Consider the following 20,981-nt stretch of genomic DNA (forward strand, 5'->3'; position numbering starts at 1 on the left):
GTACGCTCAACATCCATGACCGCCGAGCAGTTGATCTCCTTTGCCCGTGGGGCTCCCTCGCTGGACATCGTCGATGTCGAGGGGCTCAAGGCCGCCGCCGTCCGCGCCTTCGACGCCGACCCCGCTGGGGTGACGGCGTACGGCACCTCCGTCGGGTACCTTCCGCTGCGAAAGTGGATCGCCGAGAAGCACGGGGTCGAGGCCGACCAGGTGCTGGTCACCAATGGGTCGCTTCAGGCCGACGCATTCCTCTTCGACCACCTGGTCCGCCCCGGCGACGCGGTGGTGGTGGAGCGCCCGACGTACGACCGGACGCTGCTGAACCTCCAGCGGATGGGCAGTGAGCTGCACGGCATCGCCGTCCAGCCGGATGGCCTGGACACTGCCGAGCTGCGCAAGCTGCTGGAGTCCGGGGTCCGCCCCCGGCTCGCGCACGTCATCCCCAACTACCAGAACCCGGCCGGCATGACGCTGTCCCTGGAGAAGCGCCGGGAGCTCCTCGACCTGGCCGCCGAGTACGAGTTCACGATCTTCGAGGACGACCCGTACGCGGACATCCGCTTCCGTGGCGAGGCGCTGCCGTCGATGCTCTCGCTGGACACCCGCAACGTGGTGGTGCACGCGTCGAGCTTCACCAAGACGGTCTGCCCGGGTGTGCGGGTCGGTTACCTGGTCGGCCCGGCCGACCTGATCGCCTCCATCGCGAAGAACGCGACGAGCCTCTACATCTCCCCCGGGATGGTGTCCCAGGCGATCGTGCACCAGTTCTGCGTCTCCGGTGACATCGACCGCTCGATCGAGACGGTCCGGGCGGCGTTGGGCGAGCGGGCCCAAGTGCTCGCCGAGTCGTTGCGCCGGCACCTGCCGCAGGCTCGGTTCGTGGAGCCCGACGGAGGCTACTTCCTCTGGGTGGAGTTCCCGGAGGACGTGCTTGTCGACCGGCTCGCCCCGGCGGCGGCCGAGCGTGGAGTCGCCGTGGTCAAGGGCAGTGACTTCGTGCTGGACGGCGGGCGGCACGCTCTCCGACTGGCCTTCTCGGCGGTGACCGCCGACAAGATCGACGAGGGTGTCCGGCGGCTCGCCTCGGCCGTCGAGGCCGTCCGCAGCTGACGTAACTGTCGGGTTCCTGACAGAACGACGATGCCGGCCGTCCCGGGGCTCCCCTCCGGGCGGCCGGCTGGCCCACAATGCTGCGAGCGTCACCCCGCCAGCTGCGGAGACACACCGCCCGGCCTCCGGGCCGGCCCCGCCGGGTTGACGCGGCAGCACAACCTCCCGCCCCCACAGGTGCCGGGTGGGCCGTGTCGTCCCCCGCACACCCCCCGATGCGGCCCGGCCCGCCCGGCGCCGCCCCCACGCGACCGCCGTCACACCGGTCCTCGACCGCGATCGGCGTAGCCTGCAAGCCGCAGCCGAGCGTGGGAGGTGACGCGATGACGGATCGGACAGAGCGGGACCGGACGGCACCGTCGACCACCGGTCGGGTGTTACGACCTCGGGCGTGGCCCTCCCCGGTCCGGGCGATGACCCGGATCCTCAACGCCGACGGCTCGCCGCCCGTGCCGGCCCCGACGGGCACGGGCACCGGTCGCAGCGCTGTGGTCGACTGCGCGCTCTACGTCGACGGCAAGCGGCAGCCCGGCGACTGGACCTACGCGGAGGCGTTGGCCGCTGCCCGCCGCGAGGAGCACGGCTTCGTCTGGATCGGTCTGCACCAGCCGGAGCTGGCCGAGATGACCGCCATCGCGGAGACGTACGGCCTGCACGAGCTGGCGGTCGAGGACGCGGTCAAGGCCGAGCAGCGCCCCAAGCTGGAGCGGTTCGGCGACGTCGTCTTCCTGGTGCTGCGCACCGCCCGCTACTGCGAGCACACCGAGCTGACCGAGAACTCCGAGGTGGTGGAGACCGGGCAGGTGATGCTCTTCATCGGCCCGAACTTCGTGATCAGCGTCCGGCACGGCGATGCCTGCCGGCTCGCCCCGATCCGCGCCGACCTGGAGACCAAGCAGGAGTTGCTGCTGCACGGCCCGTGGGCTGTGGCGTACGGGGTGACCGACCGGGTGGTCGACCTCTATCTGGAGGTGGCCGACCAGATCGAGGACGACCTGGACATGCTGGAGGCCGAGGTCTTCGACCGGCACGGCCACGGGCGGATCCAGCGGATCTACCAGATGAAGCGGGAGCTGGTGGAGTTCAAGCGGGCGGTGGTGCCGTTGCAGCGGCCGCTGATGACGCTGACCTCCCAGGTCAACCGGGACGTGCCCAAGGAGATCCGCAAGTACTTCCGGGACGTGCAGGACCACCTGAGCCGCACCGTGGAGCAGGTGAACTCCTACGACGACCTGCTGAACTCGATCCTCCAGGCGCGGCTGGCCCAGGTCACCGTCGACCAGAACAACGACATGCGCAAGATCGCTGCCTGGGCCGGTATCGCCGCGGTCTGGACCGCCATCGCCGGCATCTACGGGATGAACTTCGACAACATGCCCGAGCTGAAGATGACCTACGGCTATCCGGTGGTGTTGGCCCTCATGCTCGGCGTCTCGCTGGCCCTCTACCGCTGGTTCCGCCGCAACGGCTGGCTCTGATCCTGCGATAGTGCCGCGCACGCGAAAGCGCCGACGAGTGGGTGGACCCACTCGCCGGCGCCCGATGCGCTGCTGTTGACGTCAGCGGCGGCCGTTGGTGCGGGCCGTGTCCTTGCCCAGCGCCTTGGTGAGATCGTCGGTCGGACGACCGGAGACGTCGGTGGCGCCCTCGGCGACCGACGGGACCTTGTCGGTCGGGCGGACACCGGTCTGCTTGGCCGGGGCGGTGGTGCTGGCGCTGGAGCCGCCGGCCACCGCCGAGCTGCCCGCGCCGGTCATCGCCGCGCCGGACATGGCGGACCCGTCGGACCCGCGGGCGGCGGACGGCGTACGTACCTCGATCGAGTCGACTTCGTCGCGCATCGGCTCCAGGGTGCTGCGGGTCGGGTCGTACTCGGCCCACTCCTGCTGCTCCCGGCGGCGACGCAGCGCGACCGCGCCGGCCACGCCGGCGATGGCACCCGCCGCCAACAGGCCGGTCATCATCGAGCCGCGACGACGCGGCTGCTTCTTCTTACCGGTGATCCGCATGGTCTTCGACTTGGCCTTCCTGGTCAGCGGCCCTGCCTGCGCGGCGCCGTCACGAGCAGCCGCCGCCAGCGGTGCCAGCGTGGTGAGAGTCGTCCCCCAGCCGGTCGACGCGCGGTCGCGTACCTTCGCGGCGGTCGGTGCGACGTAACCCCGGGCCACCTGGACCCGCGGGCCGACGGTCGCGCCGGCGCCCTTCGCGGCGTGGTTGGCTGCCAGCATCAGGTGGCTGATGCTCTGGTTCAGCTCGGCCTTTGCCAGCTGCCCCTGGGACTTACGCCGCCCGAATCCAAACACGGTCCTACCTCCTGGGAGTTGTTCCTTCGTCATCCTCCACCTTCGGATGCCTCCGCGATGCCAGATCGGGCACATGGGAGGATCCGCATGGAACTGACCAACGAGTGAGGAGTACCCGTGGCCGAGGCTATCTACGCCACCCTGCACACCAACGCTGGCCCGATCCGGCTGGAGCTCTTCCCCAACCACGCGCCGAAGACCGTCCGCAACTTCGTCGACCTGGCCGAGGGCAACCGTGAGTACACCGACCCGCGCACCGGTCAGCCGGGCAGTGGTCCGTACTACGACGGCACCATCTCGCACCGGGTGATCAGCGGTTTCATGGTCCAGATGGGCGACCCGACCGGCACCGGCCGGGGCGGACCGGGCTACAAGTTCGCCGACGAGTTCCACCCGGAGCTGCGGTTCGACCGTCCGTACCTGCTGGCGATGGCGAACGCCGGACCGGGCACCAACGGTTCGCAGTTCTTCATCACGGTGTCCCAGACGCCGCACCTCAACAACCGGCACACCATCTTCGGCCAGGTCGCCGACGAGCAGTCGGTGAAGATCGTGGATTCGATCGCGAGCACCCCGACCGGTCCGAGCGACCGTCCGCTCCAGGACGTCGTCATCGAGCGGGTCGAGATCGAGCGGTCCGCTTCCTGAGCGACTGGCGAGGTACCTTTGCTCGCATGATTGAGCGCTCCGGAGCACGGCCGGTGCCAGCAGACCGTGTGGTGTTGGACGGAGGGTCGGCCCGGTGAGCGAGTCTCCGCCGACCACCCCGGTCTGCTACCGGCACCCCGGCCGGGAGACCTACGTCCGGTGCTCCCGCTGTGACCGGCCGATCTGCCCGGACTGCATGCGGGATGCCGCGGTCGGGCACCAGTGCCCGGAATGCGTCAACGAGGGACGTCGCAGTGTCCGGCCGGCGCGTACCGCCTTCGGCGGCGGTACGGCCGGCCGGCACGGCTATGTCACCAAGGCGCTGATCGCCGTGAACGTGCTGTTCCTGCTGGTGTCCATCGCCTCCGCGCGGGGTGGGGACGCGGCTGTGGGTGGCTCCGGCTTCGGCGGCCTGATGGGTGGCAGCACGCCGCTGACCGAGTGGGGTGCGGTGCTCGGCCGGGCCTACCTCTCCGACTACACGCTCGGCGGGATCGCCGAGGGCCAGTGGTACCGGCTGGTCACGGCGATGTTCCTGCACTACGGCGTGCTCCACCTGCTGCTCAACATGTGGGCGCTGTGGGTGCTCGGCCGGTCGTTGGAGGCCAACCTCGGGCGGGTGCGGTTCGCCGCGCTCTACCTGATCGCGGGCCTCGGCGGCAACGTGGCCGCCTACCTGTTCAGCAGCCCGCGGGCGGCCACCGTCGGCGCGTCGACGGCCGTGTTCGGTCTGTTCGCCGCGCTGATCATCATCGAGCGCAAGTTGGGCCGGGACATCTCCCGGATCATTCCGATCCTGGTGATCAACCTGGTGTTCACGCTGGCCGTGCCGGGCATCTCGATCCCCGGGCACCTGGGCGGCCTTGTGGTCGGCGCGTTGATGGCGTTGGTGCTCGCGTACGCGCCGCGTGGTCGGCGCACGCTCGTGCAGGTCACCGGTGGGGCGCTGATCCTGCTGATTCTGCTCGCGCTGGTGCTCTTCCGGACTGCCCAGTTGCTCACGTAACCGGGCGGGCGGCCCGCAGCGCGGCGGCGACCTCCTCCGGGGTGGTGTCCAGCTCAAATCGGCCGAAGAGGTGCAGCGACTCGCCGGCGTCGATCTCCAGAACCTCGGACGTCAGCCCCAACCGCGGTCGACGATCCACCGTGATCGCCTCGATGGTCGTCCAGGGCAGCAGCCGGCGGCCGGCGAACCCGTGGATGACGGTGAGTCCGGTCGGATCCACCGCCAACCGGACCGGTGCGACCAGGTCGCGTACCGCCCAGCCGACCAGGACGGCGGCGGCCAGAATGGCCAGCACCAGCCGGACCGCGTCGCCGTCGGCGAGGAGCAACCCGAGCGCGATCAGCAGAACCGCACCGGCGAGTTTTGCCGCCGGCAGGCTTGCCGGGACCCGCCACTGCCGGTTCGGGGAGATCTCATCCACCCGCCCAGCATGCCAGCGGTCCGCCGGATCGTAGCCTCGCGCGGGTCGATCATGGAGTTGTGGTGCCCCCCATATCGTGCGAAGTGGAAACTTCTACCCACCACTACTCCATGATCGACGCGGGAGGGCCTGGGGGCGGTGCCGTGGGCGCCGGACGACGTAGGATCGGGGCAGCCCAAGTTACCGGGGAGTAAACATGAGTGACGCGGTCATCGTCGGCGCGGTACGTACCCCGGTCGGGCGGCGCAAGGGCAGCCTCGCCAGCGTCCACCCGGTCGACCTCTCGGCGCACGTGCTGCGCGCCCTCGCCGAGCGCACCGGGCTCGACCCGGCCCAGGTCGACGACGTCTTCTGGGGCTGCGTGTCCCAGGTCGGTGAGCAGTCGTGGAACATCGCCCGCAACGGCGTGCTCGCCGCCGGGTGGCCCGAGACGGTGCCCGGCACCACACTGGATCGCCAGTGCGGCTCCAGCCAGCAGGCCCTGCACTTCGCCGCCGCGACTGTGCTCTCCGGTCAGGCCGACCTGGTGGTCGCCGGCGGCGTGGAGTCGATGACCCGGGTGCCGATGGGTTCCAGCGTGGCCGGCGGCATGCCCTTCAGTGACCAGCTTCGCGCCCGTTACCGGGGCGTCGAGGGCTTCGCCGACGACGCGCCGCTGCCGTTCAACCAGGGGGTCGGGGCCGAGCTGATCGCCCAACGGTGGCGCCTCTCGCGCACCCAACTGGACGAGTTCGCGCTGGCCAGCCACGAGAAGGCGGCAGCCGCGCAGGACGCTGGCGCGTTCGACCCGGAGCTGGCAGCGGTGCCGCTCGCCGACGGTGGGAAGTTCGCCGCCGACGAGGGCATCCGCCGGGAGACCTCCCTGGAAAAGCTGGGTGAGCTGGCCACCCCGTTCCGCGCCGACGGCGTGGTGACCGCCGGTTCCGCGTCCCAGATCTCCGACGGCGCCGCGGCCCTCGCGGTGACCACGTCCGACTGGGCCAGCCGACACGGCCTGCGCCCGTTGGCTCGGATCCACACCGCCGTGGTCGCCGCCGACGACCCGGTCGCCATGCTCACAGCGCCCATCCCGGCCACCGCGAAGGCGCTGCGCCGCGCGGGGCTGGGCATCGAGGAGATCGGGGTGTACGAGGTGAACGAGGCTTTCGCCCCGGTGCCGCTGGCCTGGCTGGCCGAGACCGAGGCGGACCCGGAGCGGCTCAACCCGCGCGGCGGGGCGATCGCCCTCGGCCACCCGCTCGGTGGCTCCGGCGCCCGGATCATGACCACCATGCTCCAGCACATGCGGGACAACGGCATCCGCTACGGCCTGCAGACCATGTGCGAGGGTGGCGGCATGGCCAACGCCACAATCGTCGAGCTGGTCTGACGCGGGGCGGAAAACGCCTCGCCTCGACGCGGAACGGCCGCCTAAGGTGCCCAGCGTGACGACGATCGCCGGTGAGCGCGCCCCCGACTGGTCCAGCGAGCAGTGGCAGGTGCGGGCCCGATCCTGGGTCGACGCGCAGCTGAGCCGGGCCGGCCGACGGGTGACCGGTCTGGTGGAGCCGAGGCTGCGGCCCTGGTCACTGGTGTGGCGGGTGCCCACCGACGACGGTCCGGTCTGGTTCAAGGCCAACAACCCGGGCACCGTGCACGAGGCCGTCCTGATCGCGGCGCTCGCCGAGTTGACGCCCGACCGGGTGCTGACGCCGATCGCTGTGTACCCGGCGCAGGGCTGGTCGCTGCTGCCCGACGGCGGCGAGTCGTTGCGCGACGTGCTGGCCCGCGACCCCGACCTGGCGCACTGGGAGCGGGCGCTGCCCGGGTACGCGGCGCTGCAACTGGCGAGCGCGTCGCGCGCCGACGAGCTGGTCGCCCTGGGCGTGCCGGATCAGCGTCCGGAGGTGCTGGCTGGCCTCTTCGCCGAGCTGCTCGACGATCACGAGGCGCTGCTGATCGGTGCCGAGGGCGGGCTCGGTCCGGAGGTGCACGAGCGGTTGCGGGCCGAGCTGCCGGCGTACGCGCAGCGGTGTCGCCGGCTCGCCGACCTCGGCATTCCGGCGACGGTGCAACACGACGACCTGCACGACGGCAACGTGTTCGCCGGCGCTGCCGGGTACCGGTACTTCGACTGGGGCGACGCCTCGGTGGCGCACCCGTTCGGCACGCTGCTGGTGACCCTGCGTTCCATCGGGCACGCCGGGAAGCTCGCCCCCCACGACGCCCAACTGGTGCGGTTGCGAGACGCGTACCTGGAGGTGTGGACCGACAGGTACGACCGGCAGACCCTCGTGGAGGCCGCCGACCTCGCGATCGGCCTGGGGCCGGTGAGCCGGTCGCTCTCCTGGCGTCGGGCTCTGGACACTACCGAGGAGTCCCGCGCCGAGTACGCCGACGCGGTCCCGGGCTGGCTGGAGGAGCTGTTCGCCGCCAGTCCACTTCAGCCGAACTCCTGACCATGATCCGTCCGAGTCGGAAGTCGGACAGGCAGTGCGACAGGCGGCGTGGAACTTCCAAAAATCCCGCGTGACCCACGTCACCCTGCTGGGGGCGTCGTTGGGCAGGTCATGGACGTCTTCTCCCGAACGTTCCTCCCGGCCGCCGCCGAGGCTGGCCTGGCCGTGCAGACGGTGAGCCGGCACATGCCGGTCTTCCGGCGCTGCGTCGGCTCCGGTGACGCCACCATCCTGGTCACCCGTTGTAGCCGCCCCGACCGCCCGGTCACCGGCGACTACCTGTTGCTACTCACCCACCGCCGCCTGGTGGTGACCCAGCAGACCCGGCTCCTGCACCGACTGCGTCTGCACCTCAACACCGAGTTGCGCGAGCTGAGCAACGTCACCTGGAGCCCGGACCCGCGGCTGCAGTCGGTAGAGATGGCGGCCACCGCGATCGACGGGATCCGTGAGCGGTTCCTGATCCGGACCAGTCACCCGAAGCAGGTCTGGCAGCTCGACGCGTTGCTCAACCAGGCGTTCCGGACCCGCCTACGGCCGCCCGGCGCGCGGGTCGTCGCCAGCATCGGTGACGCACCGGCCACCGCCCGGCCCGGGATGTTCGCTCCGTCCTGGTGAGCTGACCCCGACCCGGGCGTCACTCCGCCTTTACCGAACTCGAACACACACCGATCGCGCCGAGGCCTCCCAGTCGGCAATCATGGGCCGGTGACCGTCGAACCACCGCATCGCGGGCTCGTCCTCGTCGTGGAGGACGAGCCGGCCATCGCCGACCTGGTCCGGCTCTACCTGACCCGGGACGGGTTCGGCGTCCACCTGGAACGTGACGGCGAGGCCGGTCTGAGCGCGGCCCGCCGGTTGCGCCCGGTGGCCTGCGTTCTGGACATCGCGCTGCCGGGTCTGCCCGGCACCGAGATCTGCCGCCGACTGCGCGAGGCCGGCGACTGGACCCCGGTCATCTTCCTCACCGCCCGCGACGACGAGGTGGACCGGATCGTCGGGCTGGAGTTGGGCGCCGACGACTACGTCACCAAGCCGTTCAGCCCCCGGGAGCTGGTTGCCCGGGTCCGGGCGGTGCTGCGCCGATCTGCCGGCGGCCCGGAGGGCGCGGACCGGCCACGTGTCGTCGGCCCGGTGACGCTCGACCCGGCCCGCCGCACGGTCACCGCCGCCGGCGCCCCGGTGCAGCTCACCTCCACCGAGTTCGACCTGCTGGCCCACCTGATGGCCCGGCCCGGCCGGGTCTTCACCCGGGAGGAGCTGCTGGCCGGAGTCTGGGGCTACGCGGCGCACGCCGGCACCCGGACGGTGGACGTGCACGTCGCCCAGGTGCGGGCGAAGCTCGGCCCGGCGAGTGTGATCCGGACCCATCGCGGCGTCGGGTACGCGGTCGATGCCTGACCACCCCGGGCACGTCGAGTCGCCGACCATGGCACTGCCGGTGGTCGGCGCCGCCCCACCCACCGCACCCCGACGAAGCCGACTCGGCCGTACGCTGACCGCCCGCGCGGTGCTCGTCACCTGCGCTGTGGCGTTGGTGTCGGTGCTGGTCACCGCCATCGTCGCGGTGCCGTTGGCGATCCGTGGCGCGGAGCGCAGCGAGCAGGAGGCGCTCGCCGCCCAGGCCCGACTCGCCGCCGAGGTGCTGCGGACCCGCCTCGACCGGGGTCGCAGCGCCGACGAGGAACGGCTCATCCAGCAACTGCGTGACCAGGGCATCGACGCGTACCTGATCCGCCGTGGGGCGGTCGACCGGGCGGGTCTGCCACCCCGGGTGGTGCAGCGGATCGGGCAGGGCCGCAACGTGTCGGCTCGCCGCTCGGTCAACGGTGAGCGGGCCCTGGTCGAGGGTCGGGCCCTGCCCGGCGGCAACGGGGTGGTGCTCTCCCGTCCGCTGGCCAACGGGTTGTGGGCCCGGGTGCTGCTCAGTCTCTGGTTGCCGCTGCTGGCCGGGTTGACCGCCGGTGTGGTGGCCGGGCTGCTGCTGGCCCGTCGGTTGGCCCGGCCGATCCGGGTCGCGGCCACCGCCGCCGCCCGGCTGCGCGCGGGTGACCGTGCCGTCCGGGTGCCTGTCGAGTCGCCGGACGAGGTCGCCGACCTGGCCGAGGCGTTGAACGGTCTGGCTGCCGCGCTGGCCACCAGCGAGGGCCGACAGCGGGAGTTCCTGCTCTCCGTCTCGCACGAGCTGCGCACCCCGCTGACAGCGATCCGGGGGTACGCCGAGGCGCTCGCCGACGGGGTGCTCGGCGCCGACGACACTGTGGACACCGGTCGGACGATGCTGGCCGAGGCCCAACACCTGGACCGGCTGATCGGCGACCTGTTGGCACTGGCCCGGCTGGAGGCCGCCGACTTCCCCCTGGAACCGGTGCCGGTGGACCTGACCCAACTGGCGGTGGAAGCGGAACCGACCTGGTCCGGTCGGTGCGCGGCGGTGGGTGTGCCGTTCCGGGTGGAGACGCCCGGTCGGCCGGTGCCCGCGTACACCGATCCGGGGAGGATCCGGCAGGTGCTGGACGGGCTGCTGGAGAACGCGCTGCGGGTCGTACCCCCGGGGTCGCCGGTGGTGCTCGCGGTCCGGCCGACCGGCGCGGACCCGGCGCACGGCGGCGTGTTGGAGGTTCGCGACGGCGGGCCCGGCTTCACCGACGACGACCTGGCGGTGGCCTTCGAACGCGGTGCGCTGCACGAGCGCTACCGGGGGGTGCGCAAGGTGGGCAGCGGACTGGGGTTGGCACTGGCCGCCGGGCTGGTCCGCCGGTTGGGCGGGGAGATCGCCGCGGGGCACGCGCCGGAGGGCGGTGCCGCCTTCACCGTCCGCCTGCCCGGTGATCCTTACCTGACCCGAACATCGGCCTGACGCTCCGCTCGTCGTTCCCGGGAAGGCTGGGGGCTCCACTGACGAGAGGAAGAGTCATGCCACGTTGGGGTATCGCCACCGGCACCACGGCACTGCTCGCGGCGGTCGCGCTCGGCGTCAGCGGCTGCGGCGCGGCCGAGGTGGCCAGCCAGCCCGCCCGGGATGTCGCCGTCGACGTCGCCGCCGCCATGGGAGTCGAGGGTCAGGCGCTGGCCGCGATGGGCTTCGACGCCGACGACCTGGACGTGCTGGCCGTCGCCGCTCCGGCCACGCCGACGCCGGGTGCGTCCCCCAGCGCGAAGGAGAAGGCCCGGGAGAAGCGCGGTGAGGAGTGGCGCAAGCGTCGCCAGGCCCGCGTGCTGCTGCGCAAGAACACACTGCACGGTGAGGCGGTGGTGAAGACGAAGGACGGCGGTACGCAGACTGTCGCCGTGCAGCGCGGCGAGGTGACAGCGATCGACGGCGACTCGATGATCGTCAAGTCCACCGACGGCTTCACCATGACCTGGACCTTCGGCGACGACCTGCGGGTGGTCGAGCGGCGGGCCACGGTGCAGCCGAGCGAGGTGACTGTCGGCGCGACGCTCGGCGTCGCCGGCGCGAAGGACGGCGACAAGGGCGTGGCCCGGCTCGTCCTCGTACCCCGCGCCAAGTGAGCGAAGGGGCCCTGGCCGACGCCAGGGCCCCTGCCCTCGTCAGTAGACGCGGGAGCCGATGAAGTCGTCGTGACCGTAGCCGACCGGGTTGGCGGCGGTACGGGCCTCGAACGACCACTGCTGCCTGGTGCTGCTGGAGCAGTTCGCCAACCGCAGGCGAGAGCTGCCCAGCAGCGGGTTGTCGAACGCCACGCAGAGGTTGTTGGCGCTCGCCGGCCTGATCTGGTTACCCACGAAGACGAACTGCTGCGCGCCGGTGCCGTTGCAGTCGTAGATGTTGACGGTGGTGCCGGCGGTCATCGAGCTGTTGGCGACGTCCAGGCAACGGTCGTGGGACAGCTCCGAGTGCAGCGACCGTCGGGCCGAGTCGTACCAGAAGCCCTGGTTACGCCCACCGTGGCAGGAGTACGGCTGCTGTGCGGTGCCGTTGCGGGAGTCGTACCCCTTGCCGTCGACACAGGTGCCGGTGGCCACGTTGCGCAGTTGCTTGAACTCCAGCAGCCCCGGGTAGAGCACGCCACCGCCGGTGCTGGCCGGGTCGACGCAGCTCGCCCGTGTCTGCCCGGAGTTCCAGAACTGGGTGATGCACTGGGCGAACATGCCGTGCCCGCGGGCGTTGGGGTGGAACGACTGTCGGGCGGCATTCTCGTTCCAGATGCCGACCTCGATGAAGAGGCCGCGGACCGAGGTGTTGTCGGTGCACACCTCGTGCCCGTGGAAGAGCCGGCTGGCGTCCAGGTAGCGGGTGCCGGTGTTCGCCGCGGCCGAGCGCAGCGCCGACTCGAACATCGGCACCGCCTTGTTCCGGGCGAACGCCGCGTCGGCCAGGTAGAGCAGACAACCGCCGGAGTACCAGCCGGGGAAGTTGGCGTTGTCCTCCACGTCGGGGCTGCCGGGGCTCGGGTACGACATCAGCACCAGTTCGTAGTCCGACAGCAGGTAGCCGGCGTTGGTCATGGTCTGCCGGATGTCGGTCAGCGCCGACTCCACGGCCTGCCGGCTGCCGTCGGTGCGGATCGTCCACTGGTCGGTGTAGGTGGGGTAGCAGGCGCCCTGGAAGAAGACCCGGCGGACGGCGCAGTCGGTGGCGACCGGGCCGAACTGGATGGTGCCGTCGCCGTTCGCGCCGACCACCACCCAGATCAGCTTCACGTGTGTGTTGCGCGCCTTGATGCCCAGGTGGTCGCCCTGGTTCAGCTCGTTGTGCTGGGTCGGGCCGCCGGCGATCAGGTTCCAGGGGGTGGCACCGGAGCAGGCGATGTTGTACTGCGCGTCCGACGTGATGCCGGTGCGGAAGACCGCCTGGTCGTACGAGCGGTCGCACCAGTTGCCGTCCTGGTGGGTGCCGGGGACGTAATTGCCGACCCCCTCACCGGAGATCTCGCTGTCACCCATGGTGATCAACGAGGTACGCCGTTGCTCGATCGGGCGGATCGCCGGGCTGCCGTAGAGGGCGGTCGCCTCGGCGGCCCGGATGGCTTCGAGGTTGGCGGGGAGTGGTTGGACGGTTGGTCGGTCGGCGGCGGTGGCGGGGGTGGCCGGTCCGGCGAGCATCGGTAGGACGAGAGCGGCGACGGCGACGGCGACGGTGATGGCCCGTCGTCGGGTCGCGCGTTCGGGCCTGGCGGGAATTGCAGGCATCGACGCACTCCTTTCGGCTCAATCGCGGGACGTCGATTGAGTTACCAGACGGTAACGTGCGGATCAACGGATGTGAATGCGCTTCAGGTCCTTGCGCGCGGGATGCAGAACCGCCCGGATCGGACTATCCGGGCCCCCGCGCCAGCGCCACGACGGCGATGGGCCGGCTCCTGGTTCAGCGGGCCGGGCGGCGGTGCGGCGGGCATCTGGTTCAGCGGGCCGGGCGGCGGTGCGGCGGGCTTCTGATTCAGCGGCCGGGCGGCAGGGCGTAGCCGACGTAGCCGCGGAACTCCAGCCGCCAGCCGGCCGGGACGAGTTTGGCGCAGGCCGCCTCGTTGCCGGTGCAGACGATCGCGTCGACCGAGGAGGGGTCGGCCGGTGGTCGTTCGGGCAACACCGACTGCAACGCCACCAGGTCCGGTGAGCCGCCGTCGGGCTGCCGCAGCAGCAGCCACCACGGGTACTCCCAGTTGTCGTTCTGCTGCACCAGCCCGATCCGTCGCGCACCGCTGTCCTGGACCGCTGTCGCCGCCCAGCGGAACTCGTCGGCCCACTGGGGGCGGCGCAGGAACCGGGTGTCCCAGTCCGAGGTGGTGAAGACCGAGCCGGCGCCGACCAGCCTGCGCGGGAAGCCGTATGACAGTGCGAGCACCCCGGCCAGCGCCGAGGTGGCCAGCACGGTGACGGCGGCCACTGTGGCAACCATTCGACGCCCACCCGCACGGTTATGCAGGAGTGCGTCCAGCCAGAGGCCGGCGAGGGGCACGGCGAGCACCACGGCGTAGAGCAGCAGCCGGTTGCCCCACGGCTGCCACTTGATCATCGCGGTGTGCAGCAGCACGGCGGTCAGCACCACAGCGGCGTACGCCCGCAGCGACCCGGCCCGCTCGGGAGCGACCCGCCGTGGCCGGGCGAGCGCGATCACCGCACCGATCGCCGCCAACGCTCCGGCCAGTGGAAACGCCACCCGGTCCTCATCCGGATACCAGGCGGGCTCCGGGAACAGTTCCCGCCCGAAGGTGATCGCGCGGTCCTGCGGGTCGACCCCGATCGCCTCGGCGCCGCTGATGATCACCTCGGCCCCGGCCCGACGCAGCGGCGCCAGCGGCGTGTCGAACGCGGTGTGCCCGATCCGCAGCGCGTTGACCACTATCGACGCCGGGTCGTGCCGCTCCATCGGGATGGACTCGCGCAGCCGGGGCGGCCCCAGCGGATGCCCGAACTCGGCTGTCACCCGGGCCAGGAACGGGCCGACCACCACGGCCGCGACCACCAGGATCAGCACCGAACCACCGACGGTGCGGGCCAGCCCTCCGACCGGCCAGGACCGCCGACCCCCACCGGGTCTCGCCGGGCCCGCCGGTGCCGATCGATCGTTCCGAGTCAGCCTCAACTGGGCCAGTCCCCAGAGCACCAGCAGCGGGCCGACAGCGATCAGGCCGCTGGTCTTGGTCACAGCGGTCAGCCCGGTGGCCGCCCCCAGCCCGAGCAGCGTGCCCCAGCCGGTCCGTCGACTCACCCCGTCCAGCACCAGTGTCGCCGCGCAGGCCACCCAGGCCGCGCAGATCAGGTCGGTCTGCGTGCTGGTCGCCTGGAGCACCACCATCGGCGTGGTCGCCAGCACGAACGCGGTGAGCAACTGGGCCCGCCGGCCGCCACCGAGCTGTGCGGTGATCCGTGCGGCCACCAGGAGGCAGACCACTCCGGCAGCCCACTGCACCAGGTTGTGCAGGTGGTCCCCACCGGTGAGCAGGCGAAGGTGCAGCAGCAGGTACTCGGCTCCGGGCGGGATGGTCACCTGCCGGTGGATGGCGGTGGGCCAGAAGTCCAGGTCACCCTGGGCCACCCAGTGCTCCACCTTCGGCAGGTGGTACGTCTGCGAGTCGAAGTTGTTCGGCTCGGCCAGCAGCGCGACCAGCAGCTCCACCAGGACCAGCCCGCCGACAGTGGCGGCGAGGAGTCGCTCACCCGGTCGGGCCGTACGCCAGGCGTCGACCGCCACGGCACGAAGGTCAGCGAACCCCCGACCAGCCCGGGTCGGCGCGAGGACGGGCTCACCGCTCTCGACGGCCGGGGCGGACACGTCGGGTCCGCCCCCGGACACCACAGCGCCGACCGGTACCGGCCGCGGTGCGGTGCTGACTGCCGGCGCAGCGCTGACCGGCACCGGTGTGGCAGCGGGCGGCTGCCCGAGGCGGGTCGCCCGTCGCCAGCGCAGACCGGCGGCCGTCGCGGCCGCGACCAGGAAGAGCAGCCAGGCGACTGTGAACGCGCCTCGGGTCAGCGCGTGCGACGCGCCGAGGACCTCGACGACGAGCACCGCGTACGCCCCGCTGAGCAGGGCGGCGCGCACCACGGCGAGCCGCAGCGGTGCCACCGCGCCAGCCTCACGTGGCATCGTCGCGACGATGAGCAGGAGCACCGCGGCGGCGGGAACCACCGCGAGCAGGGGGCCGGCAGCCGACATGGCGGAAGTAAACACCATTGATCTGAGGCCGCCGCGCCGGCTGCCCAGCGGTAGCGGTACGCGGTAAACAAACCAACCAGGCTAGGCTATGGCCGACGTGTTGCCGCCACCGTGGAGATCCCCGTGAAGCTCTCGATCCTCATGCCGGTCTACAACGAGGAAGAACGCATCGCGGATGCCCTCAAGCAGGCATTGGCGGTGGACTATCCCTGTGAGATCGAATTGGTAGTCGTCGACGACGGCAGCCGCGACGGCACGGGCGAGGTCCTCGGTCGCGCCGACGACGCACGCCTGCGGGTCATCACCCACCAGCGCAACGCCGGCAAGGGTGCCGCCATCAAGACGGCTGTCGACAGCGCCGAGGGCGACTACATGGTCATCCTCGACGCCGACCTGGAGTACGACCCGCAGGACATCCCCAAGCTGCTCGACCCGGTGCTCGACGGTCGGGCCACGGTTGTCTACGGCAATCGCACCTTCGGCAGCCACAGCGCCTACAGCTTCTGGTACGTGATGGGCAACAAGGGCGTCACGATGGCGGCCAACGTGCTGTTCAACTCCTACATCGGCGACCTCGAGACCTGCTTCAAGCTGATGCCGGTGGCGCTCTACCGGTCGCTTGAGGTGCGCTCGCGCGGCTTCGGCATGGAGGCCGAGGTGACCGGCAAGCTGCTGCGTCGCCGGATCCGGCCGTACGAGGTGCCGATCAGCTACCGGGCGCGCGGCCGCGAAGAGGGCAAGAAGATCACCTGGAAGGACGGCGTCGAGGCGATCTGGATCCTCGGGCGCGAGCGCGCTCGCCGCCGCCCCGCCGTCTCAGCCGCCAACTGACCCCAGGAACGCGCTGATCGACCGCCGCAGGCCGTCGGCGTCAAGACCATGCCACCGGGCGTGGTCGGCCGGATCGCCGTACCGTCGCAGGTCGGTCTGACGCACCCCGAGGGCGAGCAGCCGGTGCGGTACGTCCGCCAGGGCCCGGCTGACGAGCGCGCTCGACGTTCCCGCCAGATACGGCTCGACCAGCACCACGTCGGTGTTGGCGAGCGCCCGCAACCCGGGCGTGTCGAGCGGCCGGGGCGTGTGGGTGTACGCCACTGTCACGTCCATTCCCTCGGTCGCCGCCAGTGTGGGGTCGAGCATCGGTCCGACCGCCACCACGAGCGGCGCGTCCGTCACGCCCCGCCGGAGCACCAGTAGCCCCGTGGCGTCCGGGTACGCCTCGGCGTTGCGCTGCTCGGAGAGCCGCAGGTAGATCGGATCGTCGTTGGTCACGGCGTTGCGCAGCAGCGGCGCCACCTCGTCCGGGTGGCCGGGGACCCGGACCGTCCAGCCGTCACCGAGCGAGTCGAAGAGCGCCACATCCCCGGGTGACTGGTGGGTGCGGCCCTCAGCCGACCCGTCGTACGACGCACCGATGCTGACCAGGACGGCACCCACGCCCTGGTGGTCCAGATCCAACTTGATCTGCTCGTATGCCCGGTCCACCAGGAACGTCGCGTACGAGTGCGCGATCGGACGCAGCCCGGTCAGCGCGAGCCCGCCGGCCACACCGATCATCAGTTGCTCCCGGATCCCCACGTTGAGCACCCGGTCCGGGTGGCGATTGCCGGCTGAGGCGAACTGGCTCGCCGAGATGTCGGCCAGCACCAGTGCGGTACGCGGATCCTCGTCGAGGAGCGCTGTGGTGGTGTCGATGAAGGCGGTACGCATGTCGGTCATCCCTTGCTCTCGATGCGGGCGACCACCAGGTGGGGGTGTCGTGGTCGGTGTCCGGTCAGCGCCGCGTACAGGGCTTCGTGGTTGCGGCCGTCGACGGTGTCGGCGGTCCACCCGTTGACTGTGAACCGGCTGGCGATGCCACCAGCCCACCCGTGGCTGGCCGACGAGTTGTCGACAACGACAGCGGTGAGGCTGTCCAGGCCGGTCGCCCCCGCGTACGCGATCGCCTCGTGGTTGGATCCCTCGTCCAGTTCGGCGTCGCCGAGCAGCACGTACACCCGGGGGTTGTGCAGCCCCTGGGCGCGCAGGCCGAGCGCTGTGCCGACGGCCAGCCCGAGCCCGTGCCCGAGGGAGCCGGAGCCGATCTCGACCCCGGGCACCAGGCGTCGGTCCGGGTGGTGGCCGAGCCGGCTCTCCGGTCCGGCCAGGTCGTCGAGCCAGGCGTCCGGGATGAAGCCGTGCGCGGCGAGCACCGCGTAGTAGGCGGCCGGTCCGTGGCCCTTGGAGAGCAGGAACCGGTCCCGCTCCGGGTCGTCGGCGGTGTCGGGGGTGACCCGCAGCACCCGGTCATAGAGCACCTGGAGCACGTCGACGGTGGAGTGCGCGCTCGGCGCGTGTTTCTCGTCGCCGGTCAGTCGCCGGATCAGCCCGGGCAGTCGGGCGCTGCTGTCGGTGGTCAGTGTCGTGGTCATGCCACTACTGTGTGAGTTGAAGTGGACTTCAACTCAAGGACCTGGTGATGCCGGATCTATTGACCATCGGTGAGCTGTCCGCCCGCTCCGGGGTGGCACCGTCGGCGCTGCGCTACTACGAGCGACTCGGGCTGATCCGCGCCGACCGCACCGGCGGCAACCAGCGCCGGTACGCCCGCGCCGAGCTGCGGCGGGTCGCCTTCATCCGGATCTCCCAGCAGGTCGGCGTCTCGCTCGACGAGATCCGGGAGGCACTCGACTCGCTCCCCGAGGCCCGCACCCCGAGCCCACAGGACTGGGCGCGGCTGTCGGCGAGCTGGCGCAGCCGGCTGGACGAGCGCATCCGACTGCTCACCAAGCTCCGCGACGATCTGGACGGCTGCATCGGCTGCGGCTGCCTGTCCCTGCAGCGCTGCATGCTCAACAACCCGGGGGACACCCTGGCCGGCGAGGGCCCGGGCGCCCGGCTGGTGCTGCCCCGACCGACCGACGACCCGACGCTGGCAGGCTCGCTCAACTGACGGCCGACCGTCCCTCCGGCGGGCGGGTGAGCAGCACCTTGCCGAAGTGGTCGTTCGACTCGACGAGCCGGTGGGCCTGCGCCGCCTCGGTCATCGGCAGCCGCCGGTCCACGATCGGCCGGATCCGACCCGCCTCGACCAACGGCCACACCTCGTCCCGTACGCCCTGGACGATCTCCGCCTTCTCGGCGAGCGGACGGGACCGTAGCGACGTCGCTGTGACGCTGGCCCGCTTACTCACCAGCGCGCCAAGATCCAATTCGGCCTTGCGCCCGCCCTGCATCCCGATGACCACGAGCCGACCGCCGGTGGCCAGCGCGGAGACGTTCCGCCCCAGGTAGGACCCACCCATGATGTCGAGGATGACGTCCACGCCGCGTCCGTCGGTGACCCGGCGGACCTCCTCGACGAAGTCCTGCTCCCGGTAGTCGATGATGTGCGCCGCGCCCAGCTCACGCAGCCGGTCGTGCTTGGCCTCCCGCGCCGTGGTGAGCACTGTCACGCCGAGGGCCGCCCCGAACTGGATGGCGAAGGTGCCGATCCCGCTGCCGCCGCCGTGCACCAGCAGCGTGTCGCCCGCGCCGAGCCGCGCCACCTGGACCAGGTTGGACCAGACCGTGCAGGCCACCTCGGGCAGCGCCGCCGCGTCGACCGGGTCGCAGGCCGGCACCGGCAGCAACTGCCCGGCGGGGACCGCCACCCGCTCCGCGTACCCGCCGCCGGCCAGCAGCGCGCAGACCTGCTGCCCGACCGCCCACCCGGCGACCTCCGCGCCAACCTCCGTGATCACCCCAGAACATTCCAACCCGGGGTACGCGGGCGCGCCCGGCGGCGGCGGATAGTGCCCCTGCCGTTGCAGCAGGTCAGCGCGGTTGACGCCGCTGGCCCGCACATCCACGATCACCTCGTCCGGGCCCGGCTCCGGATCGGGCACCTCGGCCCAGACCAACGCGTCGGGTCCACCGGGCTGCGGAATCGTGATGGCTCGCATGGGCCCAGTCTTCCCGATCTTCCCGGGTGTCGCAGGCGCACCGTCCAGCCCACTGTGGACACGGCAGACCGCCTGGCTGGCGCACCGGGGAGGGACGCCGGGCCGACCGGAGCGAGCCGTGGCAGACTATGCGTGGCCGTACGCCCACGGGTGGCGGTCCAGGAGGGTTCGCCTAGTGGCCGATGGCGCTGGTCTTGAAAACCGGTAAGGCAGCGATGTCTTCGTGGGTTCGAATCCCACACCCTCCGCCACCTTGATCCACTCGACTTCCCGGAAGTCGGGGTGTCAGGACTCCGGGGACACCCCGACATCATTGAACCGAGTCGATCGCCTGGTCCACGCCTCGTAGCTGAGCAGGACGGCGAGGAACGCGGTGAGCAGGCCGAGCGCGGCCAGACCCGGCAGGTGCCGGCCGGCGGGGAGCAACAGCAGCGCCACGACGGGAGCGACGAACTGCCCCGGTCGTACGCACCGGACGCTGAGACTGAGGAACGTCGCCCGGCCAGCGAGGAACAGGGCGGTCCCCCCGAACAACGCGACGGCAGGCATCCAGTCCGAGATGCCGTGGGACTCCTCATGTGCCAGGCCGGCAAGCACCTGCTCGACTCCCAGTGCCACGTAGATGGTCCCGGCGAGTACCGGGAAGTGGGCGACGCTGTAGGCGTTGGCACCCACGTGGGCCCGCCGCAGCCCGGACTCCGTCGTCAGCGCGTGCCTGGAGGTTGCCGCGCTCGCTGAGTAGAGCCAGTACAGGCACACAGTGACGGCCAGGGTGAGGAGCGCGGCCAGCAGGATCGGTCCACGGATCCGCTGAATCCCGACGCCGGCGGCAACCGAGATCAGGGATTCTCCGAGCGCAATGATCACCACGAGGCTGTGCCGCTCGGCGAAGTGGCCGGGGCTGCGTACGGGCCACCCACTCAGCATCGAGGAGACCACCCCGCCGCCCATGTCGATGGTGAGGGCCAGCGCCCAGAGCAGGATCTGTGCGGTGCCGCCGAACACGGCGCCGAGGACGAGTGGAATCCAGGACAACGTGGTGGAGAGGGCGTAGAGGCGAATGGTCCTGCGCAGCTGCCGGTTTCCCGCCGACACCCAGCGGAAGAGAACCAGATCGATAACTCGAAGTGCGATGTAGGCCAGTACCAGGATCAGCCGGGACCCCGTCGTACCCGGTCCGGTCCTCCAGGCGTCGGGGATGACGAGAGCGATGAGGAAGACGGCCGCCATCGCGACGGTGACGCCGGCACGGATCAACCCGACGTCGATCCGGACGTGGTTGCCCAGCCAGGAGTAGACCAGCCAGGAGATCCAGAGCAGCAGGAGTACGAGGAATCCCTGCATCAAGGTCACCGGCGCGGGTCGCTGGCTCATGAACGTGGTGACCCGGATCAGGCCGAAGACGAAGACCAGGTCAAAGAAGATCTCGAACAGAATGGGTCGGTGTGTCTCCGGGGTCACCATCGGTCGTGCCCCGACAATCCGCCCCATCAGCACATCTTGGCTGC

General features: G+C 71.1%; 20 protein-coding genes and 1 tRNA gene. 13 read left to right on the top strand and 8 right to left on the bottom strand.

Translation table 11 applies throughout. From position 1 onward, the window contains the following. The first annotated feature begins 15 nt into the window (after positions 1 to 15). Both AB0C20_RS00480 and corA read left to right on the top strand, forming a co-directional pair. Positions 16 to 1,110, top strand: coding sequence for a PLP-dependent aminotransferase family protein (locus tag AB0C20_RS00480; RefSeq protein WP_357178429.1), 1,095 nt, complete (start codon positions 16 to 18; stop codon positions 1,108 to 1,110). Positions 1,111 to 1,433: 323 nt separating this feature from the next. Continuing rightward, entirely contained in the window at positions 1,434 to 2,588 is a 1,155-nt protein-coding gene (gene corA, locus AB0C20_RS00485) for a magnesium/cobalt transporter CorA (RefSeq protein ID WP_203119035.1), read from the top strand. Between the two features lie 81 nt (positions 2,589 to 2,669). On the opposite strand, the gene AB0C20_RS00490 is transcribed toward corA, so the two are convergent. Beyond that, the gene (locus AB0C20_RS00490; protein WP_238687541.1) at positions 2,670 to 3,446 is read right to left on the bottom strand and encodes a hypothetical protein; all 777 of its coding nucleotides are present in this window, start codon (positions 3,444 to 3,446) and stop codon (positions 2,670 to 2,672) included. Between the two features lie 84 nt (positions 3,447 to 3,530). Between AB0C20_RS00490 and AB0C20_RS00495 the strand changes: the two genes are divergently transcribed. Further along, positions 3,531 to 4,061 (top strand): peptidylprolyl isomerase, encoded by a 531-nt coding sequence (locus tag AB0C20_RS00495; RefSeq protein WP_238687540.1) that lies wholly within the window; start codon positions 3,531 to 3,533, stop codon positions 4,059 to 4,061. Between the two features lie 94 nt (positions 4,062 to 4,155). Next, complete coding sequence (locus AB0C20_RS00500) at positions 4,156 to 5,067, top strand: rhomboid family intramembrane serine protease (protein ID WP_357178424.1); 912 nt, start codon at positions 4,156 to 4,158, stop codon at positions 5,065 to 5,067. Here the strand turns inward: AB0C20_RS00500 and AB0C20_RS00505 are convergent. Continuing rightward, complete coding sequence (locus AB0C20_RS00505; RefSeq protein ID WP_357178421.1) at positions 5,060 to 5,488, bottom strand: PH domain-containing protein; 429 nt, start codon at positions 5,486 to 5,488, stop codon at positions 5,060 to 5,062. The genes AB0C20_RS00500 and AB0C20_RS00505 overlap by 8 nt on opposite strands. A gap of 196 nt (positions 5,489 to 5,684) precedes the next feature. Between AB0C20_RS00505 and AB0C20_RS00510 the strand changes: the two genes are divergently transcribed. The 6 genes from AB0C20_RS00510 (at position 5,685) to AB0C20_RS00535 (ending at position 11,442) form a co-directional block, all read left to right on the top strand. Then, positions 5,685 to 6,857, top strand: a complete 1,173-nt coding sequence (locus tag AB0C20_RS00510) for an acetyl-CoA C-acyltransferase (protein WP_357178418.1) — start codon at positions 5,685 to 5,687, stop codon at positions 6,855 to 6,857. 55 nt (positions 6,858 to 6,912) lie between these two features. Then, on the top strand, positions 6,913 to 7,926 hold the full coding sequence (locus tag AB0C20_RS00515) for an aminoglycoside phosphotransferase family protein (protein WP_357566900.1): 1,014 nt from the start codon (positions 6,913 to 6,915) through the stop codon (positions 7,924 to 7,926). Between the two features lie 111 nt (positions 7,927 to 8,037). Further along, the gene (locus tag AB0C20_RS00520) at positions 8,038 to 8,544 is read left to right on the top strand and encodes a hypothetical protein (RefSeq protein WP_357178412.1); all 507 of its coding nucleotides are present in this window, start codon (positions 8,038 to 8,040) and stop codon (positions 8,542 to 8,544) included. A 90-nt stretch (positions 8,545 to 8,634) separates the two neighbouring features. Beyond that, positions 8,635 to 9,327 (top strand): response regulator transcription factor, encoded by a 693-nt coding sequence (locus AB0C20_RS00525; RefSeq protein WP_124822475.1) that lies wholly within the window; start codon positions 8,635 to 8,637, stop codon positions 9,325 to 9,327. Next, complete coding sequence (locus AB0C20_RS00530) at positions 9,320 to 10,786, top strand: HAMP domain-containing sensor histidine kinase (RefSeq protein ID WP_357566901.1); 1,467 nt, start codon at positions 9,320 to 9,322, stop codon at positions 10,784 to 10,786. Before AB0C20_RS00525 ends, AB0C20_RS00530 begins: the two co-directional genes overlap by 8 nt. Positions 10,787 to 10,842: 56 nt before the next feature. Beyond that, the gene (locus AB0C20_RS00535; RefSeq protein ID WP_357566902.1) at positions 10,843 to 11,442 is read left to right on the top strand and encodes a hypothetical protein; all 600 of its coding nucleotides are present in this window, start codon (positions 10,843 to 10,845) and stop codon (positions 11,440 to 11,442) included. Positions 11,443 to 11,481: 39 nt separating this feature from the next. On the opposite strand, the gene AB0C20_RS00540 is transcribed toward AB0C20_RS00535, so the two are convergent. Together AB0C20_RS00540 and AB0C20_RS00545 are read right to left on the bottom strand one after the other, a co-directional pair. Further along, a complete protein-coding gene (locus AB0C20_RS00540; RefSeq protein WP_357566903.1) occupies positions 11,482 to 13,083 on the bottom strand; it encodes a ricin-type beta-trefoil lectin domain protein in 1,602 nt (533 codons plus the stop codon). A gap of 247 nt (positions 13,084 to 13,330) precedes the next feature. Next, the gene (locus AB0C20_RS00545; protein ID WP_357566904.1) at positions 13,331 to 15,550 is read right to left on the bottom strand and encodes a glycosyltransferase family 39 protein; all 2,220 of its coding nucleotides are present in this window, start codon (positions 15,548 to 15,550) and stop codon (positions 13,331 to 13,333) included. 123 nt (positions 15,551 to 15,673) lie between these two features. Between AB0C20_RS00545 and AB0C20_RS00550 the strand changes: the two genes are divergently transcribed. Next, positions 15,674 to 16,381, top strand: a complete 708-nt coding sequence (locus tag AB0C20_RS00550; protein WP_030487790.1) for a glycosyltransferase family 2 protein — start codon at positions 15,674 to 15,676, stop codon at positions 16,379 to 16,381. Here AB0C20_RS00550 and AB0C20_RS00555 read toward each other — a convergent pair. Beyond that, positions 16,367 to 17,260 (bottom strand): transketolase, encoded by an 894-nt coding sequence (locus AB0C20_RS00555; RefSeq protein WP_357566905.1) that lies wholly within the window; start codon positions 17,258 to 17,260, stop codon positions 16,367 to 16,369. The two genes, AB0C20_RS00550 and AB0C20_RS00555, sit on opposite strands and share 15 nt — an antisense overlap. A 5-nt stretch (positions 17,261 to 17,265) precedes the next feature. After that, positions 17,266 to 17,961 carry a transketolase gene (locus AB0C20_RS00560; protein ID WP_357178391.1) on the bottom strand — a complete coding sequence of 232 codons (696 nt, stop codon included), beginning with the start codon at positions 17,959 to 17,961 and terminating at the stop codon, positions 17,266 to 17,268. A gap of 47 nt (positions 17,962 to 18,008) precedes the next feature. Here AB0C20_RS00560 and soxR point away from each other — a divergent pair, with 47 nt between their 5' ends. Beyond that, positions 18,009 to 18,482 carry a redox-sensitive transcriptional activator SoxR gene (gene soxR, locus AB0C20_RS00565; protein WP_357178388.1) on the top strand — a complete coding sequence of 158 codons (474 nt, stop codon included), beginning with the start codon at positions 18,009 to 18,011 and terminating at the stop codon, positions 18,480 to 18,482. Here the strand turns inward: soxR and AB0C20_RS00570 are convergent. Further along, positions 18,475 to 19,473, bottom strand: a complete 999-nt coding sequence (locus tag AB0C20_RS00570; protein ID WP_357566906.1) for an NAD(P)H-quinone oxidoreductase — start codon at positions 19,471 to 19,473, stop codon at positions 18,475 to 18,477. The two genes, soxR and AB0C20_RS00570, sit on opposite strands and share 8 nt — an antisense overlap. Positions 19,474 to 19,634: 161 nt before the next feature. Between AB0C20_RS00570 and AB0C20_RS00575 the strand changes: the two genes are divergently transcribed. Then, a tRNA-Ser gene (locus tag AB0C20_RS00575) sits at positions 19,635 to 19,724 on the top strand. A 34-nt stretch (positions 19,725 to 19,758) separates the two neighbouring features. Here the strand turns inward: AB0C20_RS00575 and AB0C20_RS00580 are convergent. Beyond that, complete coding sequence (locus AB0C20_RS00580) at positions 19,759 to 20,964, bottom strand: low temperature requirement protein A (protein ID WP_357566907.1); 1,206 nt, start codon at positions 20,962 to 20,964, stop codon at positions 19,759 to 19,761. Positions 20,965 to 20,981: the final 17 nt, after the last annotated feature.

Origin of the sequence: Micromonospora sp. NPDC048843, assembly GCF_040649965.1 — a bacterium.
GTDB classification, from domain to species: domain Bacteria; phylum Actinomycetota; class Actinomycetes; order Mycobacteriales; family Micromonosporaceae; genus Micromonospora; species Micromonospora hortensis.

What these genes read in the sequence shown, in the direction of transcription:
- AB0C20_RS00480 (WP_357178429.1), top strand. Translation starts at nt 16, where the DNA reads ATGACCGCCGAGCAGTTGATCTCCTTTGCCCGTGGGGCTCCCTCGCTG.
- corA (WP_203119035.1), top strand. Translation starts at nt 1,434, where the DNA reads ATGACGGATCGGACAGAGCGGGACCGGACGGCACCGTCGACCACCGGT.
- AB0C20_RS00490 (WP_238687541.1), bottom strand. Translation starts at nt 3,446, where the DNA reads ATGACGAAGGAACAACTCCCAGGAGGTAGGACCGTGTTTGGATTCGGG.
- AB0C20_RS00510 (WP_357178418.1), top strand. Translation starts at nt 5,685, where the DNA reads ATGAGTGACGCGGTCATCGTCGGCGCGGTACGTACCCCGGTCGGGCGG.
- AB0C20_RS00520 (WP_357178412.1), top strand. Translation starts at nt 8,038, where the DNA reads ATGGACGTCTTCTCCCGAACGTTCCTCCCGGCCGCCGCCGAGGCTGGC.
- AB0C20_RS00530 (WP_357566901.1), top strand. Translation starts at nt 9,320, where the DNA reads ATGCCTGACCACCCCGGGCACGTCGAGTCGCCGACCATGGCACTGCCG.
- AB0C20_RS00535 (WP_357566902.1), top strand. Translation starts at nt 10,843, where the DNA reads ATGCCACGTTGGGGTATCGCCACCGGCACCACGGCACTGCTCGCGGCG.
- AB0C20_RS00540 (WP_357566903.1), bottom strand. Translation starts at nt 13,083, where the DNA reads ATGCCTGCAATTCCCGCCAGGCCCGAACGCGCGACCCGACGACGGGCC.
- AB0C20_RS00545 (WP_357566904.1), bottom strand. Translation starts at nt 15,550, where the DNA reads ATGTCGGCTGCCGGCCCCCTGCTCGCGGTGGTTCCCGCCGCCGCGGTG.
- AB0C20_RS00555 (WP_357566905.1), bottom strand. Translation starts at nt 17,260, where the DNA reads ATGCGTACCGCCTTCATCGACACCACCACAGCGCTCCTCGACGAGGAT.
- AB0C20_RS00560 (WP_357178391.1), bottom strand. Translation starts at nt 17,961, where the DNA reads ATGACCACGACACTGACCACCGACAGCAGCGCCCGACTGCCCGGGCTG.
- soxR (WP_357178388.1), top strand. Translation starts at nt 18,009, where the DNA reads ATGCCGGATCTATTGACCATCGGTGAGCTGTCCGCCCGCTCCGGGGTG.
- AB0C20_RS00570 (WP_357566906.1), bottom strand. Translation starts at nt 19,473, where the DNA reads ATGCGAGCCATCACGATTCCGCAGCCCGGTGGACCCGACGCGTTGGTC.
- AB0C20_RS00580 (WP_357566907.1), bottom strand. Translation starts at nt 20,964, where the DNA reads ATGGGGCGGATTGTCGGGGCACGACCGATGGTGACCCCGGAGACACAC.